Genomic DNA, 15,757 nt, shown 5'->3' on the forward strand with positions numbered 1-15,757 from the left:
CTGTCAGCTACGTCAGGTCCGGCGGAACAGCAGCATCAGATTGTTCGCGGGCATTGCGCGGCGTTCGGCAAAGGCAAAACCGGCTACGGCAGCGGAGGCCTTCACGTCGGCGGTATCGCGCAAACCCCACGCCGGATCGCGGCGACGCAGGCTGCCATCGAATGCCAGATTGCTTTCCGCTGTCGGCACGCCAGACTCAGTATAAGGGCCGTAGAGGATCAGCGGCGCGGCGGGCGCGAGCAACCGCGATGCGCCCGCGAACAGCCCCAGCGTCGCCACCCACGGGCTGATATGGACCATGTTGATGCACAGGATCGCATCGGCTTGCTCGATCGGCCAGACGTCGGCTGCCGCGTCGAGCGAGAGCGGCGGGGCGATGTTGGGCAGTCCGGCTTCGGCGCGCCACGCGGCGATTGAGGTCAGCCCGGCGGGATCGGGATCGCTCGGCAGCCAGTTCAGATGCGGAAATTCGGCGGCGAAATGGACGATATGTTCACCCGATCCGCTCGCGATCTCCAGCACTGTTCCGGTAGCGGGGAGCCAGTCGGCAAGCACCGCGGCGATCGCATCGCGGTTGCGCAGCGTTGCCGGGGCATGGCGTTTGGCGACGCGTTCGCCGTCACCGGGCATCCACGGCTGCGGCGTCACTTTGCCTTCGCCGCCTGCGCCCGCGAACGGCGATCACGGACGATCAACCACGCGAACAGGCCGATGGGACCGACCATCAGCGTCAGGAACAGGAAAGGAAGCTGCACGATGCGGCTGAAACCCTTTTGATCGGCATCGCGCGCGATCCACATGCCAATGAACAGGTCGAAGGCCAGATAATGCGTCCAGCCGAGAACCGCGCCGCCCTTGCTGTCGAACAGCGCCATCACGCCCGCCAGCGTCGTGAGGTCGGGGGTCTTGCTCGGCCCCCAGCCGCCGAAGAAAAGCCCGCCGAACATGATCGCATAGGCCAGGCAGAGAAGCATGACGCCGAGATAGAGGATGAGCGCGAGTATCTTGGGATTGCGCGGTGCTGCGGCGAGCGCGAGCCAGCTGACCAGCGCCCAGCCATTGGTCAGCGAAAATATTGTTTCCCAGCTCATACCCCGCCCCTTTTCAGATCAATCCGCCCAGCCCGAACAGCGCCACCCCGCCGACCAGCGCCGCGGCGCCCGCCAGCAGGATCAACAATGTCAGCCGCGCCGCCGACGCGCGCCGCAACGCCCAAAGGGCGACCACGGCTCCGCTGCCCATGGCGAACAGCGGCGCATAAAGAAAGACCCAGTCATAACTGAATTCGCGCCGGACGCGGATCATCGCCCACTGCTCGACGACCAATCCGAAGAGCAGGATCGCGAGCAGCCAGCCGATGATTGCGGTGAAAGCGAATAAGGCGCCGACTCCGACGCATCCCCAACCGCGCCCGGTCCGGGGCATATCGTCCGGACCGGGCGGCGGGGTGTCGGTCATCAGCCTTCCCAAGCCAGCACGGGCTTGCGGGCGGCCAGCGTCTCGTCGAGCCGCGCGCGCGGCGCGAAATGCGGCGCCGATTTGAGCATCGGGTCGCCATTCTTCGCGCGCAGCGCGATGCTGCGCAGCGCGCCGATGAACTGGTCGAGCGCCGCCTTGCTCTCGGTCTCGGTCGGCTCGACGAGCATCGCGCCATGGACGACGAGCGGGAAATAGACCGTCATCGGGTGATAGCCCTCATCGATCAGCCCCTTGGCGACGTCGAGCGTCGAGAAGCCCTCGGCGAGCCCCTTGTCGCTGAACAGCGCCTCATGCATGCACGGCCCCGACGCCGCAAAGGGTGCGTCGAGCACGTCTTCGAGGCTGCGCAGCATATAGTTGGCGTTAAGAACGGCGTCCTCGGCAACCTGCTTGAGCCCGTCGGCGCCGTGGCTGAGAATATAGGTCAGCGCGCGGGTGAACATCCCCATCTGGCCGTGGAACGCGGTCATGCGCCCGAAGGTCTGTGGATGATCCTCGCCCGCATTTTCTTCCTCGATCAGGCGGAAACCGCCATCGGCCTGCTTTGTGACGAAGGGCAAGGGCGCGAAGGGCGCGAGCGCCGCCGACAGCACGACCGGGCCCGAACCCGGGCCACCGCCGCCGTGCGGGGTCGAGAAAGTCTTGTGGAGGTTGATGTGCATCGCATCGACGCCCAGGTCGCCGGGACGCACCCGGCCGACGATCGCGTTGAAATTGGCGCCGTCGCAATAGACGTAGCCGCCCGCGGCATGGACCGCGTCCGAAATCGCCTTCATGTCGCGTTCGAACAGGCCGCAGGTGTTGGGGTTGGTGACCATCACGCCCGCAACATCGGGGCCGAGCCGCGCCTTCAGCGCCGCGAGATCGACGCGGCCTTCGGCGGTCGCCGGAATATCCTCGACCGTGAAGCCCGCGAAGGCTGCGGTCGCGGGGTTGGTACCGTGCGCGCTTTCGGGAACCAGGATGACGCGGCGGTCTTCGCCGCGCGCTTCGAGCGCCGCCTTGATGCAGAGGATACCGCATAGTTCGCCATGCGCGCCGGCCTTCGGCGACATTGCGACGCTGTGCATGCCGGTGAGCGTGATCAGCCACTCGGCAAGTTCATGGATCACCGCATAGGCGCCCTGCACCGTTTCCTGCGGCTGCAAAGGATGCGCGTCGGCAAAGCCGGGCATCCGCGCGACCTTTTCGTTCAGGCGCGGGTTATGCTTCATCGTGCAGCTGCCGAGCGGGAAGAGGCCGAGATCGATCGCGTAATTCTGCCGCGACAGGCGCGTGTAATGGCGCACCGTTTCGGATTCGGCGAGGCCCGGCAGGCCGATCGGCGCGGTGCGCGCGAGCGCGCCCATATCGGCGGCGGGGGCCGCTTCGTCAAAATCGACGCCGGTCGTCTCGGTCGAGCCGATTTCGAAGATCAACGCTTCCTCGAGCATCAACGCGCGGTTGCCGGTGAAGGTGGCATTGTCGTCGGCGCCGCCGGCGACATTCATTTCGGGGCGCCAGCCGGCGGGGTTTAGCGCGGTCATGCCAGCACCTCCTTCAGAGCGTCGGCAAAGGCCGAGATGTCCGCTTCGGTGACCGTCTCGGTCACCGCGACGACGAGGCCGTTCGCCAGATCATGATTGTCGGGATAGAGGCGGCCGAGCGAGATGCCGCCCAAAATGTCGCGTTCGGCGAGCTTGTGGATCACCGGGCGCGCTTCGGTGGGCAGCAGCAAAGTGAACTCGTTGAAAAAGCTGTTGTTCAGGACCGACACGCCCGGAACCTTCGCCAGTTCCGCCGCGGCCGCCTTCGCCCGGCCATGGTTGATCGCCGCGAGCTGACGCAAGCCAGCTTCGCCGAGCAAGGTCATGTGGATGCTGAACGCCAGCGCGCAAAGGCCAGAATTAGTGCAGATATTGCTCGTCGCCTTTTCGCGGCGGATATGCTGTTCGCGGGTCGACAGGGTCAGCACGAAGCCGCGCTTGCCATTGGCATCGACGGTCTCGCCGCACAGGCGGCCGGGCATCTGGCGGACATATTGGGTCTTGCACGCGAACAGTCCGACATAAGGCCCGCCGAACTGGAGCCCGACGCCGAGCGACTGCCCCTCGCCCACCACAATATCGGCGCCCATTTCGCCGGGCGCCTTGATCAGGCCCAAAGCGACGGGTTCGGTGACGACGGCAATCAGCAGCGCACCGGCGGCCTGACAGGCGGCGGCCAGTGCGGTCATGTCGTCGATGCGGCCGAGAATGTCGGGATATTGAACGACGACGCAGCTTGTGTCTTTGCCGACCGCCGCGGCGAGCGCGGACCAGTCGGTTCCGGCCTCAAGGCTGGGGTCGCCATCGACGAGCACATCGCCCGTGTATTTTGCCATTGTCCGCGCGACGCTGCGGTAATGCGGGTGGAGGCCCGTCGAGAGCAATGCCTTGCCGCGCTTGGTGATGCGGCGCGCCATGACGATCGCTTCCCAGCACGCGGTCGAGCCGTCGTACATCGAGGCATTGGCGACATCGGTGCCGAGCAGACGCGCAACCTGCGACTGAAATTCGAACAACATCTGCAGCGTGCCCTGCGCGATTTCGGGCTGATAAGGCGTGTAGGCGGTCAGAAACTCACCGCGCTGGATCAGATGATCGACGCTCGCCGGCACATGGTGGCGATAGGCACCCGCGCCGAGGAAGAAAGGACCGTCACCCGCCGCGCGATTGCGGCGCGCCAGTGCCCCCATGTGGCGTTCGACCGCAAGCTCGCTGGCGTGCATCGGCAGGCCGGCGATCGGACCGTCGAGCTGCGCTTCAGCGGGAACGTCGGCGAACAGATCGTCGATCGATGCCGCGCCGATCGTGGCGAGCATCGCCGTGCGATCATCGGGGGTGAGCGGAAGGTAACGCATTTCACTATCTCCCCCCTCCCGCTTTCGGGAGGGGCTGGGGGTGGGCTTCGCCGCAGAGTCAAGCGCGGCCCCTCCCGCACGCGGGAGGGGAGAAGCATCAAAGATCGTCGCAGAAGGCCTTGTACGCCGCAGCGTTCATCAGCGCGTCGAGCTGGCTCTTGTCGCTCAGCGTCATGCGGAAAAACCAGCCTTCGCCTTCGGGGTCCGAATTGACGAGCGCGGGATCTTCCTCGAGCTGGCCATTGCCTTCGGTCACGGTGCCGTCGACGGGGGCATAAACGTCGCTCGCCGCCTTCACCGATTCCACCACCGCAGCGTCGCCACCAGCGGTCAGTTCGGCGCCGGTGTCGGGAACCTCAACGAAGACAATGTCGCCAAGCTGGCCCTGCGCAAAGTCGGTAATCCCGACCGTTGCGACGTCCCCATCGACATCAAGCCATTCATGCTCTTCGGTATAATAACGCGGCATCGATCAACCTCCCTGTTTGCGGACATAATTGTGGGGAACAAAGGGCGTCGCGGCGACCGTCACCGGCACCCGCTTGCCGCGCACTTCGGCGGCGATCGCGGTGCCCGGCGCGGCGTGGTCGCGCGGAACATAACCCATGGCGATCGGCGCGCCGACGCTGGGAGCAAAACCGCCCGAGGTCACGACGCCGATTTCGGTGTTGCCGTCGAACAGCTTGGCGCCTTCGCGGACGGGCATCTTGCCCTCGATCAGCAGGCCGACGCGCTTGCGCGGGCTGCCGTCGGCGAGATGGCCGAGGATGCGTGCAGCGCCCGGAAAACCACCCTCTTCGCGACGGCGCTTCGAGATAGCAAAGGCGAGATCGCCCTCGATCGGGTCGATACCCTCGTCGAGATCATGGCCATAGAGCGGCAGGCCGGCTTCGAGGCGCAGCGAATCGCGGGCGCCGAGGCCGATCGGCTTCACCTCTTCCATCGCGCAGAGCGCGTCGGCGAAATCGGCAAGCGCCTCGTTCGGCAGCGAGATTTCGAAACCATCCTCGCCGGTATAGCCCGAGCGGCTGAGCGCGATGGCGTGGCCGTTCCAGGTCGCCTTGGCGGCCTGCATGAACACGAGGCCTGCGGCTTCGGGAACGAGCCGCGACAGCGCGGCGACAGCCTTGGGGCCCTGAAGCGCGAGCAGGCCATAATCTTCATTATGGTTGAGGGTGATGTCGTCGGGGAGGTTTTCGCGCAAATAGCCGATATCTTCCCACTTCACCGCGCCATTGACGACGATGCCGATCTGGTCGCCTTCGTTGGTGACCATCAGATCGTCGAGGATTCCGCCGTCTTCGGCGAGCAGCAGCGAATAGCGCATGCGGCCGGGCTTGAGAGCCGAAATATCACCGGGGACGAGGGTTTCGAGGGCTTCGGCGGCGCCGTCACCCGACAGGCTGATCTGACCCATATGGCTGACGTCGAACAGGCCCGCATGTTCGCGCACCCACATATGTTCGGCCATGATGCCTTCATATTGGATCGGCATCCAATAGCCGGCGAATTCGACCATCCGCGCGTCCTTGGCGCGGTGCCAGGCGTCGAGCGGCAGCGTCGCGGTTTCCGGCGCTATTTCGGTCGCAACTTCTTCATCTTCGCGCATATCGCACTCCCGTTACTGGCACGGCAAGACGCGGCAAGATGCCGCCCTGTCGCCATGCCCCCTCTGTCACGGGAACCTGAGAGTTTTCCTCCACGCGCCCTCGAACAGGGATGGGCATGGAGTTACCCCTTCGGTGGTCCCGGCCCAATCCTTATTCAGGCAGCCGGAACGCTTTCCAGAGTGTTCAGTCCAACCGCGCGGTCCTGCTGACCTGAGAGTTTCCGGGGCGGTTGCTCCTTCGGTGGTGGACCGGCGGTTGCCCGCTATCCACGCTCTCCCGCGCAGTTGGTCGAATCCCTTGCGGAGATCCAACGAACGCCCGAGCCTTGGCGCCGCGCCTGTGCAGAGTCAATCGGCGAGCCGCTGCATCGCGTCATTTTCGTGCACATAGGTGCCCGCCATGCGCTCAGCGGTGAGCGCGACGATCGCTTTTGCGACGGTAGTGGCGGAAATCGAACGATAGCGGCGGAGCGATCCGTGCATCAACAGGTCGGCGAGCGGCGCCGCGACCATCGCAATCCCCTCCCCCAGCCGCGCCGGGCCTTCGCGGTCGCCGGTGAGCAGGCCGGGGCGCAATATGTCGAGGCGGTCGAAGCCGAGCGCGCCCAGCCCCTCCTCGATCTCGCCCTTGGTGCGGAGGTAGAAATTGCTGCTCTTGGCCGAGGCGCCGACCGAACTGACGACGATCATATGCGACGCGCCACCAGCGCGGGCGCCCTGCGCGACCGCCATGATCAGGTCATGATCGACGGCGCGAAAGGCGGCCTGTGACCCCGCCTGCCGGATCGTCGTGCCTAGGCAGGATATCAGGACCGAAGGCTTCTCGGCGGCGATGATGTCACCCCAGCGTTCGGGCGGTGCCACGAGCGCGGACTGTCCCGCAACTTCACGCCGCGCGACGATCGTCAGCTTGCGCGTGCCAGCATTCGCCACCACCGCCCGCCCGACCAGCCCGGTCGCGCCGACGATGAGCGCGTCAGACATGCGCCAGCGCCGCGGGCACTGCATCGCGCCCGAAGATATCGGCAAAGCGGTCGATGGCGAAGCGATCGGTCATGCCGGCAATATAGTCACCGATATGACGCACTGTCTCGCATGTTTCTTCGGGCATCCGCCCCGCCCAATCGGCGCCCATCAGACGCGGATCGTCGGCATAGGCGGCGAACAAGCGGCCGACGATCTCGTTCGCACCTTCGGCGGCGGCAATCTGTTCCGGATGGTGATAGAGATTGGCGTACATGAAACGTTTGAGGTCGCGTTCCTGCGCGGCGAGTTCGGGCGAAAAACCGCCGAGCGTCTGCCCCGCCGCGCGGACGTCTGCAACGCTTTGGACGCCAGCGGCCGCAACATTAGCCTGCGTCGCAGCGATCACGTCGTTGACCATCACCCCGATCTGGTCGCGAACCAGTTCGCGCAGCAGCCGATCGCGCGGTGCGCCGGGAAAACGCCCCTCGACGGCGCGAAAATTTGCGGCGACGAAGGGCTGTTCCATCAGCTGGTCGATGCAGAGCAATCCGGCGCGCAGGCCATCGTCAATATCGTGATTGTCATAGGCGATGTCGTCAGCGACCGCGGCGATCTGCGCTTCGAGGCTCGCATAGCTCGAAAGGTCGAGCGGGAAGTCGGCGTCGATCCCGGAGAGCGCCCAGCCTGGGTTGGTCACCGGACCATTGTGCTTGGCGAGCCCTTCGAGCGTTTCCCACGTCAGATTGAGCCCATCGAAACGCGGATAAGGACATTCGAGCAAGGCCAATGTACGCAGCGTATGGCCATTATGGTCAAAGCCGCCATGCCCCGTCATTGCGGCCTTCAATGCATCCTCACCGGCATGACCGAAGGGCGGATGGCCGATATCGTGCGCGAGACATAGCGCCTCGGTCAGATCCTCGTTCAGCCCGAGCGCGCGCGCGATGCCGCGGCCGATCTGCGCGACCTCGATGCTGTGGGTCAGACGGACACGATAATGATCGCCATCGGGGGCGACGAACACCTGCGTCTTGTGGCGCAGGCGGCGAAAGGCGATCGAATGGATGATACGGTCGCGGTCGCGCTGAAAGTCATCGCGCGGCCCGCGCACGACACGGCCCGGTTCTTCATAACGACGCCCGCGGCTTTGCGCGGGGTCGCTAGCGCATTTCGCAATGCTCACTTGACGGGATCGACGGATTGACCCGCTTCGCTGTTGAACGGGAGGCCGTCGCCGCCGGCCTTTTTATAGCTCGCAAGCCAATCCTGCGCCGCCTTGCGATCCTTGAACGGACCGACGAGCAGACGGCGGATCTTGCCCCATTCGACGATTCCACCCGACTTGCCCTTGAACAGGTCGGGGCTCTTCTTGGCGAACTTGCCATAATCTGTGGCGAGCGCGCGCGCATTGGCCCCTGCGGCGATCTGAACCCAGATGCGCGCAGGACTGGCCTTTTTCTCTGCGGCTTCAGCCTTCGCCTTGGCGTCGGCTTCCGCCTTGACTTTGGCCGCGACGGCCTCCTTTTCACGCTTTGCCGCTTCGGCGGCTTCGGCGCGGCGCTTGTCGTCGAGCAATTTGGCGAGCGTTGCGGCGCCAATTGCATTGTCGGGGCGGCTCAGCTCCTCTGCCGGAATTTCGATCGATCCAACAATGTCGGCCAATGAAGCGAGCGGTGCAGCGGCAGTGAATGCAGGCGCTGGCGTCGCGGTCGGAATCGACGCGGCAGCAGGGGGAGGCCCTGTGTCCGCGATGGAATAGCCAGGCCCGACCGGACCCGTATTTTGGTTCATGGCCACGCCGATCGATCCCGGCGTCGCGGCGACAGGCGATGGCGCGGTCACGGCGTCAGACATCTGGGCCAATGTCGCTGCCTCCAGTGCCGGGCGATTCGCTGGGCGAATGGCCGGTTGAGACGATGGCGGCGCGGCAAGCTGGCCACCAGTCGGTGCGGGTGCGGGCATGGTCGTCGGCGGTTTCGCCGCGACCGCCCATCCCGGAGCGGGAGCGGGAGCCGGCTGCGGTTGCGGCTGCGGCTTCGCTTCGACGGCCCATCCCGGAGCGGGTTGCGATGGAGCCGGCAGCGTAGCGCCCGGCGCAGTCACTCCCGCAGGCGCGGGCTGCGGCTTCGTTGCAACCGCCCACCCCGGAGCGGCCTGTGACGGTGCCGGTCTGGCAGCCGCCGGGACAGGATCGGGCTTTGCGCGCGCGGGAGCCGGGGTCGCCGATGCTGCGGGCTGGCGCCGTCCCGACGTGCGCTTGCCCGGTGTGGCCGCCGCCGCTGCCGGCGCCGGGACCGCTGCCGCGATCTGGACCGGCTTACGCTTCGGACCCAGATTGCCTTCAGGGAAACGACCAAAATGCGCGGCCGCCGCCTGCTGCGCAGGGTTCAGCCGATCGAGCTGGATGAGATAGGGCAGAATATTTTGCGCCAGCGCCGCGGGCATCGTCGCGTTGACGATCTCGGTCGCCTCCTTGTCGCGGCCGTTCATCGCCAGAATCATCGCGCGCAGCCGCCATGCGCCGCGATCCTGCGCGCGCAATTGCGGAGTCAGCAATTGCACTGCGCGATCAGCGTCGCCGCTGATCCCCAGCGACAGCGCATAACGGCGCGTCGTGTCGTCATTGGGGCCCATCGACAGCGCGAGCTGATAATCGCGCTGCGCCGCATCCTGCTGGCCGAGCAGATCGCGCGCCAGCCCGCGGTCGGACAGGAATGTCCGTTCGGGCGCGCCAAGCAACTGCGCCTCGCCGAAATAGTCAAGCGCGCGGGTCGGGTTTTCCATGTGGACCATCGCCGAACCCAGCGCGGCCTTTACCGTGCCGTCGCGCGGTGCGGCCTGTTCGGCGCGGAGCAGAAAGCCAAGCGCCGCACGATAATCATCAAGCTCGATCGACGCCCGGCCTGCATCGCGCAGCGCCGCCACATCGTTGCTGTTCGCCGCGATGCGCGCGAGCGCCGACGACAACAGGCTCCGCGCCGCAGTGCGCTTGTCCATCGCCGCCCTGGTGGCGGAGTCAGGCGATGGCGCCTGCATCGCATGGACCGGCGACAGCGCCGCCGATGACAGGAGCAGCGCACCGAGCGCGGCAGCATATCGCTGCGCGCGTCCCGGCCCGCCCGTTGATTTCATTCGCCGCTGGGGCAAGTCAGATCATCCCGAATTTCGGCCTGCCCTTGCCCGGAGCAATGGCCATGGAATTGGCCCCGTTACTGGTTGTTCTGGCGATTCAGGAAGCGCGGGATATCGACCCCGTCTTCCTTGCCACCCTCTTCACTGTCGGGCGCGGTTGATCCGCGCGACAGGCGCGACATGCGCTCGAACAAGGTGCCGCCGCTCGCAGCGCGCGCGGGGGCTTCCTCGACCGGAGCCGGCTGGTAGCTGGGCGCCGGTGCAGCGGGTTCACCGAGCACCAGTTCACCGGCCAGATCGTCATAGGTCGCAGCGACCTGCGACAAGACCATCGGCTCCTCCTCGACCGGAGCCGCCGGGGCTTCGGGTTCGGCGTGGCCGCCGAGCGAGAAGCCGGGTGCGGGTTCAGGGGTCGGGGCTACTTCGGCAACCGGCACTTCTTCAACCACCGGCTGGATTGCCTCTTCGACGACCGGAGCGGGCGTTGCAGCGCGCGCCGGAGCGAAGGAGAAGCTGCGCGTCGCGGGTGCGGCGGGCGCCGCCGCTTCGTTGTTGCTGTCGATGCCGGTGGCGACGACCGACACGCGAATCTTGCCCGCAAGCGATTCGTTGAAAGCGCTGCCCCAGATGATGTTGGCGTCGGGATCGACCAGCTCGCGAATATGGTTCGCGGCTTCGTCGACTTCCATCAGGCGCATATCTTCGCCGCCGACGATCGAGACGATCACACCCTTGGCGCCCGCCATCGAAACGCCGTCGAGCAACGGGTTAGCGATCGCCTTTTGCGCGGCTTCGAGTGCACGGCCGTCGCCTTCGGCTTCGCCGGTGCCCATCATCGCCTTGCCCATTTCGCGCATCACACTGCGCACGTCGGCGAAGTCGAGGTTGATCAGGCCGGGCATGACCATCAGGTCGGTGATGCCGCGAACGCCCTGCTGCAACACTTCATCCGCCATGGTAAAGGCTTCTTTGAAGGTCGTGTTCGGGTTGGCGACCAGGAACAGATTCTGGTTGGGAATGACGATCAGCGTGTCGACATGCTCTTGCAGCTCGGCGATGCCTGCATCCGCTGAACGCATGCGGCGTTGCCCCTCAAAGGTGAAGGGCTTGGTCACGACGCCAACGGTCAATATGCCGCGGTCGCGTGCCGCCTTGGCGATCACCGGAGCCGCACCGGTGCCGGTGCCGCCGCCCATGCCGGCCGCAACGAAGCACATATGCGCGCCGTTCAGCGCCTCTTCGACCTGCGCGATGCTTTCTTCGGCCGCCGCGCGTCCGACTTCGGGCCGCGAACCGGCACCCAGCCCCTGGGTGATCTGTGTTCCCAGCTGGATGCGCCGTTCGGCGGGCGAAGCGTTCAGCGCCTGTGCGTCGGTGTTGGCGACGATGAAATCGACACCCTCGACGCGCGCGGCAATCATATTTGCGATGGCATTGCCGCCCGCGCCGCCGACGCCGATCACCGCGATCCGCGGCTTCAGCTCATCGACCTGCGGCGGGCCAATATTGATGCTCATCAATCAGTCTCCCTGCAGCGGCCAACCATTACCGCTTCCTCACTCTGCAACCCTGTCTGGGCGGCGGTCCGACCGCCCGACTATCTGATACCGCATTGCACTATTGTGACTTGGGAATCACCCAAAAAATTAACCTTTTCACGCGCTGCGCCTTCAAAAACTACTTTTCAGCGCCGCCATAAGGCGATGCAGGATCGAACTGCCCTTCGGCCGATAGACGTCCTGTGACATCGTGGGCAAATCGCGAAGATCAACGGGGTCCGACGCGGCATAGAGAACCAGACCGGCGAGCGTTGCGAAAGCCGGTCCGCTGTGCGCATCGGGCAGGCCGTGCAAGCCGCGCGGTCGCCCGACGCGGGCCGCACGGCCGAGCGCACTCTGGGTGTAATCGGCAATGCCTTTGAGGTCGGCGCCGCCGCCGACGAGCACCACCTGTCGGCCGATCGGGCCGACGAAATGCAGGTCCTTCAGCGTCCGGCCAATCTCCCCCATCATCGCGTCGAGGCGCTGGCGGATCACCGTCACAAGCTGGGCGCGGGTGATGCGCGGCGCATCGCTGCCCGCGGGCGCGCCCGGATCGAGTTCGATAATCTCATTATTATCGCGCGGGGATGCCGAGGCCGAACCATAAAAGCTCTGAAGCCGCTGCGCTTGGCTACGGCGGATGCCGAAGGCCGAGGCGATATCGTCGGTGATATCGGTCGCGCCAAAGGGCAGCGACACCATTTCGACAAGCATCCCGCCGGCATAGAGCGACACGGTGGTCACCGCCGCGCCGAGCTCGACGAGCGCGACGCCGAGGTCGCGTTCCTCGTCGGACAGGCAGGCGAGCCCCGCCGCGATCGGCGAAGCGACGACCGCGTTGACGTCAAGATGCGCCTGTCGCACCGCGGCCTCAAGGTTCCGCACCGGCGCACCGTCGGCCATGATGATGTGGATATCGACGCCAAGCCGGTCGGCGTGGAGTCCGATCGGGTTCCGGACCCCGGTCAGCCCGTCAAGCGTATAGAGCGCGGGCTGGGCGTGGAGGATCATGCGCCCTTCGGGATCGATCCCGGCGCGACCCGCGGCAAGCAGATCGTCGACATCTTCCTGTTCGATCCGGTGGCCGCCAAGTTCGCTTTCGATCGGGGCGACGTCGCTCATCAGGCTGCCCGCCGAAAAGCTGACCCAGACGTCGTCGATGTTGAGCCCCGCGATGCGTTCGGCCTGTTCGATCGCCTCGCGCACGATATGCTCGGTCTGTTCCATGTCGGCGACATAGCCGCGCTGAACCCCGCGACTTTCGCGCTGGCCGGTGCCGAGGACATGGAGCTGGCCGTCGGCGGTCTGCCCGGCAATCAGCGCGCACACCTTCCACGACCCGACATCGAGCGCGGTGATGATTTTTTCGATCCGCGGCGGTGCCATAAGGCTATCCCTTCTCCGCCGCGCTGGCGACCGCGACCGCATCGACCGCCGCGCGCGCTTCGTCGAGCTTAGCTGGCGCGACCTGGCCCTCGTGCGGCAGGCGCAGCACGAAACGGTTGGGATCGCGCATGTCGAAGCGCAATATGCCGCGCCCGAGCAAGCGGTTGGCGCCATCCATATGCGCGAATTTCGCCAGCGCGAGCTTGGCGTCGGCCTCGCCCTCGGGAAGCGACAGTGTCTCGCCACTGCGGAAGCGCAGATCCCAGCGGCGATCGCCGACCCAGGTTGCACCCGCAAGCAATTCCTTGAGGCTGCTCGCCTCGGCCAGCAGGCGGTCGAGATCTTGCGAACGCTGGTTCGCCTTGGGGCCGATGACCAGCGGCAGGTCGGGCATCGTCGCGACGGTGACGGGTTCGAGCACGACGCCCTGTTCGTCGATCAGCGACAGCCGGTTATTATGCTGCCAGATCGCTGCCGGGGTCCGCTCGACGATATCGACGACCAAAGTATCGGGCAGGCGCCGCGACACGCGCGCATCCTTGATCCAGCCATAGCGCATCAGATCGTGGCGCAGATCCTCGATATCGACCGCCGCCATCGAGCGGTCCTTTTGCGCGAGCGCAATGTCATAGACCTTCAGCCGGTCGATGCGGTCGGCGCCGACGACTTCGACCTTCTTGACCTGGAACCCTGCGCGGCCAACAGCCTGTGCCCATTCCTCGTTGACCTTCGCGGTCACGCCGGTCGCATGCGCAATCAGCCCCGCCACCGCGAACAGGCTGAGCCCGATCGTCCAGTTGGCGACCTTCTGCAGCCGCTGCGGGCTGATCGGCAGCGCGTTGATGATCGCGTTGAGGCGCGAGACCTTCACCCGCCGCCGTTTCTTCGGCGTGCGCGTCGGCCGCCGTGGCGGCGCGGTGGCGCGCTTGATCTTTGTGCTGCTCATGACAACGCTTCCCCCACGATGCGTTCAACCAGTTCGGCATAGTCCATGCCCACGGCACGGCCCTGTTCGGGAACAAGGCTCAACGGCGTCATCCCCGGCTGGGTGTTGACCTCGAGCAGGAAAATGCCCGCGAGGCCATGTTCGTCGTCCCAGCGGAAATCCGAGCGCGACGCGCCTTTGCAGCCGAGCAGGCGGTGCGACCGGAGCGCGAGATCCTTCATCCGCTCGGCGACCTCGGCGGGGACATCGGCGGGGCAGACATGTTCGGTCAGGCCCTCGGTATATTTGGCGTCATAGTCGTAGAAGCCCGACTTGACGCGCAGCTCGGTTACCGCGAGCGCCTGATCGGCGAGCACCGCGACGGTCAATTCGCGCCCCTTGATGAAGGGTTCGGCGAGCAGGCGGTCGAACTCCTGCCACGGCCCCACCGCGCCGCGCGCGATCGGGTTGCCGTAATTGCTGTCGTCCTTGACGATGGCGACCCCGACCGACGAGCCTTCGTTGACCGGCTTCAGCACATAGGGGCGCGGCAAAGGGTCGACTGTAAAGAGGCTTTCGCTGTCGACCATCGTCCCCGTCGGCATGGGGATACCATGCGGCACCAGTGCCTGCTTCGTCAATTCCTTGTCGATCGCGATCACCGAAGTGACGAGGCCGCTGTGGGTATATTTGAGGCCCATCAGGTCGAGCATGCCCTGCACGGTGCCATCCTCTCCCGGGACGCCGTGGAGCGCGTTGAACACGACGTCGGGTTTGGTTTCGGCGAGACGCAATGCGACGTCGCGATCCATGTCGATGCGCGTGACCTTGTGCCCGCGCGATTCCAGCGCGTCGGCAACGCCATTGCCACTCATCAGCGACACTTCGCGTTCGGCGGACCAGCCGCCCATCAGGACGGCGACATGCCACGGACCCCGGCTCACTTCGCCTTACCCACGCGTTGTATCTCCCATTGCAGTTCCACGCCGCTCTTGTCCTTGACCCGGCGGCGGACTTCCTCACCAAGTGCTTCGATATCGGCGCTCATCGCGTCGCCGGTGTTGATCAGAAAGTTGGTGTGCTTCTCGCTGACTTGCGCGCCGCCGACGGTGAAGCCACGGCAGCCCGCCTCGTCGACAAGCTGCCATGCCTTGTGGCCGTCGGGGTTTTTGAAGGTCGAGCCGCCGGTTTTGGAACGCAGCGGCTGCGAGGCTTCGCGGCTCGCCGAGATGCGGTCCATTTCGGCCTGGATGACGGCGGGTTCGCCGGGGCGACCGCGGAAGGTCGCGCCGATGACGACGGCGCCCTCGGGCAATTCGCTGTGGCGATAGGTGTAGCCGAGGTCGGCGAGCGGCAGGGTGCGGCGCTCACCCGAGCGCAGCACAATGTCGCAATCGATCAAGATATCCTTGACCTCGCTGCCATAGGCGCCGCCGTTCATGCGGACGAAGCCGCCGACGGTGCCGGGGATCGAGCGGAGGAATTCCATCCCCGCAATGCCCGCGTCGCGCGCGGTCGAGGAGACGAGGATGCCCGATGCGCCGCCACCGCAGCGCAGCGTGGTTTCGTCCAGCGCTTCGACCTTGGCGAAGGCCTTGCCAAGCCGGACGACGACGCCGGGGAAGCCGCCGTCACGGACGATCAGGTTCGATCCGAGGCCGAGCGCCATCACGGGAACGGCAGGATCGAGATCGCGGAGGAAGTCGGCGAGGTCGTCGGCGTCCTTGGGTTCGAACAGCCAGTCGGCGGGGCCACCCGACTTGAACCAAACGAGCGGGGCCAATGGGGCTTTTGCGGTCAGCTTGCCGCGCACGGCCGGGAGGGTTTCGGTGGTCACA

15 protein-coding genes and 2 riboswitches are annotated in these 15,757 nt (G+C 65.8%); all 15 genes read right to left on the bottom strand.

Features of this window, described 5'->3' with window-relative positions; translation table 11 throughout:
- Positions 1-12: 12 nt before the first annotated feature.
- The 15 genes from CDQ91_RS04860 to murB all read right to left on the bottom strand — a co-directional run bounded on the left by CDQ91_RS04860 (position 13) and on the right by murB (position 15,756).
- Complete coding sequence (locus CDQ91_RS04860) at positions 13-630, bottom strand: DUF938 domain-containing protein (RefSeq protein ID WP_088471595.1); 618 nt, start codon at positions 628-630, stop codon at positions 13-15.
- Between the two features lie 14 nt (positions 631-644).
- A complete protein-coding gene (locus tag CDQ91_RS04865; RefSeq protein ID WP_088471596.1) occupies positions 645-1,091 on the bottom strand; it encodes an ABA4-like family protein in 447 nt (148 codons plus the stop codon).
- Between the two features lie 13 nt (positions 1,092-1,104).
- Complete coding sequence (locus CDQ91_RS04870) at positions 1,105-1,458, bottom strand: hypothetical protein (protein ID WP_088471597.1); 354 nt, start codon at positions 1,456-1,458, stop codon at positions 1,105-1,107.
- Positions 1,458-3,005 (bottom strand): aminomethyl-transferring glycine dehydrogenase subunit GcvPB, encoded by a 1,548-nt coding sequence (gene gcvPB, locus CDQ91_RS04875; RefSeq protein ID WP_088471598.1) that lies wholly within the window; start codon positions 3,003-3,005, stop codon positions 1,458-1,460. The genes CDQ91_RS04870 and gcvPB overlap by 1 nt, the downstream gene beginning before the upstream one ends.
- Positions 3,002-4,360, bottom strand: coding sequence for an aminomethyl-transferring glycine dehydrogenase subunit GcvPA (gene gcvPA / locus CDQ91_RS04880; protein WP_088471599.1), 1,359 nt, complete (start codon positions 4,358-4,360; stop codon positions 3,002-3,004). Before gcvPA ends, gcvPB begins: the two co-directional genes overlap by 4 nt.
- Positions 4,361-4,457: 97 nt before the next feature.
- Positions 4,458-4,829, bottom strand: coding sequence for a glycine cleavage system protein GcvH (gene gcvH, locus CDQ91_RS04885; protein ID WP_088471600.1), 372 nt, complete (start codon positions 4,827-4,829; stop codon positions 4,458-4,460).
- A 3-nt stretch (positions 4,830-4,832) separates the two neighbouring features.
- Positions 4,833-5,969, bottom strand: coding sequence for a glycine cleavage system aminomethyltransferase GcvT (gene gcvT, locus CDQ91_RS04890; RefSeq protein ID WP_088471601.1), 1,137 nt, complete (start codon positions 5,967-5,969; stop codon positions 4,833-4,835).
- A 53-nt stretch (positions 5,970-6,022) separates the two neighbouring features.
- Positions 6,023-6,157: riboswitch (glycine riboswitch) on the bottom strand.
- Positions 6,158-6,259, bottom strand: a riboswitch (glycine riboswitch).
- Positions 6,260-6,317: 58 nt separating this feature from the next.
- Positions 6,318-6,953, bottom strand: coding sequence for a Rossmann-fold NAD(P)-binding domain-containing protein (locus CDQ91_RS04895; RefSeq protein WP_088471913.1), 636 nt, complete (start codon positions 6,951-6,953; stop codon positions 6,318-6,320).
- A complete protein-coding gene (locus tag CDQ91_RS04900; protein WP_088471602.1) occupies positions 6,946-8,118 on the bottom strand; it encodes a deoxyguanosinetriphosphate triphosphohydrolase in 1,173 nt (390 codons plus the stop codon). The genes CDQ91_RS04895 and CDQ91_RS04900 overlap by 8 nt, the downstream gene beginning before the upstream one ends.
- Complete coding sequence (locus CDQ91_RS04905) at positions 8,115-10,067, bottom strand: tetratricopeptide repeat protein (protein WP_088471603.1); 1,953 nt, start codon at positions 10,065-10,067, stop codon at positions 8,115-8,117. Before CDQ91_RS04905 ends, CDQ91_RS04900 begins: the two co-directional genes overlap by 4 nt.
- A 77-nt stretch (positions 10,068-10,144) precedes the next feature.
- On the bottom strand, positions 10,145-11,584 hold the full coding sequence (gene ftsZ, locus CDQ91_RS04910) for a cell division protein FtsZ (RefSeq protein WP_088471604.1): 1,440 nt from the start codon (positions 11,582-11,584) through the stop codon (positions 10,145-10,147).
- A 153-nt stretch (positions 11,585-11,737) separates the two neighbouring features.
- The gene (ftsA, locus tag CDQ91_RS04915) at positions 11,738-12,994 is read right to left on the bottom strand and encodes a cell division protein FtsA (RefSeq protein ID WP_088471605.1); all 1,257 of its coding nucleotides are present in this window, start codon (positions 12,992-12,994) and stop codon (positions 11,738-11,740) included.
- Between the two features lie 4 nt (positions 12,995-12,998).
- The gene (locus CDQ91_RS04920) at positions 12,999-13,940 is read right to left on the bottom strand and encodes a cell division protein FtsQ/DivIB (protein ID WP_088471606.1); all 942 of its coding nucleotides are present in this window, start codon (positions 13,938-13,940) and stop codon (positions 12,999-13,001) included.
- Positions 13,937-14,863 carry a D-alanine--D-alanine ligase gene (locus CDQ91_RS04925; RefSeq protein WP_088471607.1) on the bottom strand — a complete coding sequence of 309 codons (927 nt, stop codon included), beginning with the start codon at positions 14,861-14,863 and terminating at the stop codon, positions 13,937-13,939. Before CDQ91_RS04925 ends, CDQ91_RS04920 begins: the two co-directional genes overlap by 4 nt.
- Positions 14,860-15,756, bottom strand: a complete 897-nt coding sequence (gene murB, locus CDQ91_RS04930; protein WP_088471608.1) for a UDP-N-acetylmuramate dehydrogenase — start codon at positions 15,754-15,756, stop codon at positions 14,860-14,862. Before murB ends, CDQ91_RS04925 begins: the two co-directional genes overlap by 4 nt.
- Position 15,757 lies beyond the last annotated feature (1 nt).

The sequence above is a fragment of the Sphingopyxis witflariensis genome (assembly GCF_002205635.1).
Classification (GTDB): domain Bacteria; phylum Pseudomonadota; class Alphaproteobacteria; order Sphingomonadales; family Sphingomonadaceae; genus Sphingopyxis; species Sphingopyxis witflariensis.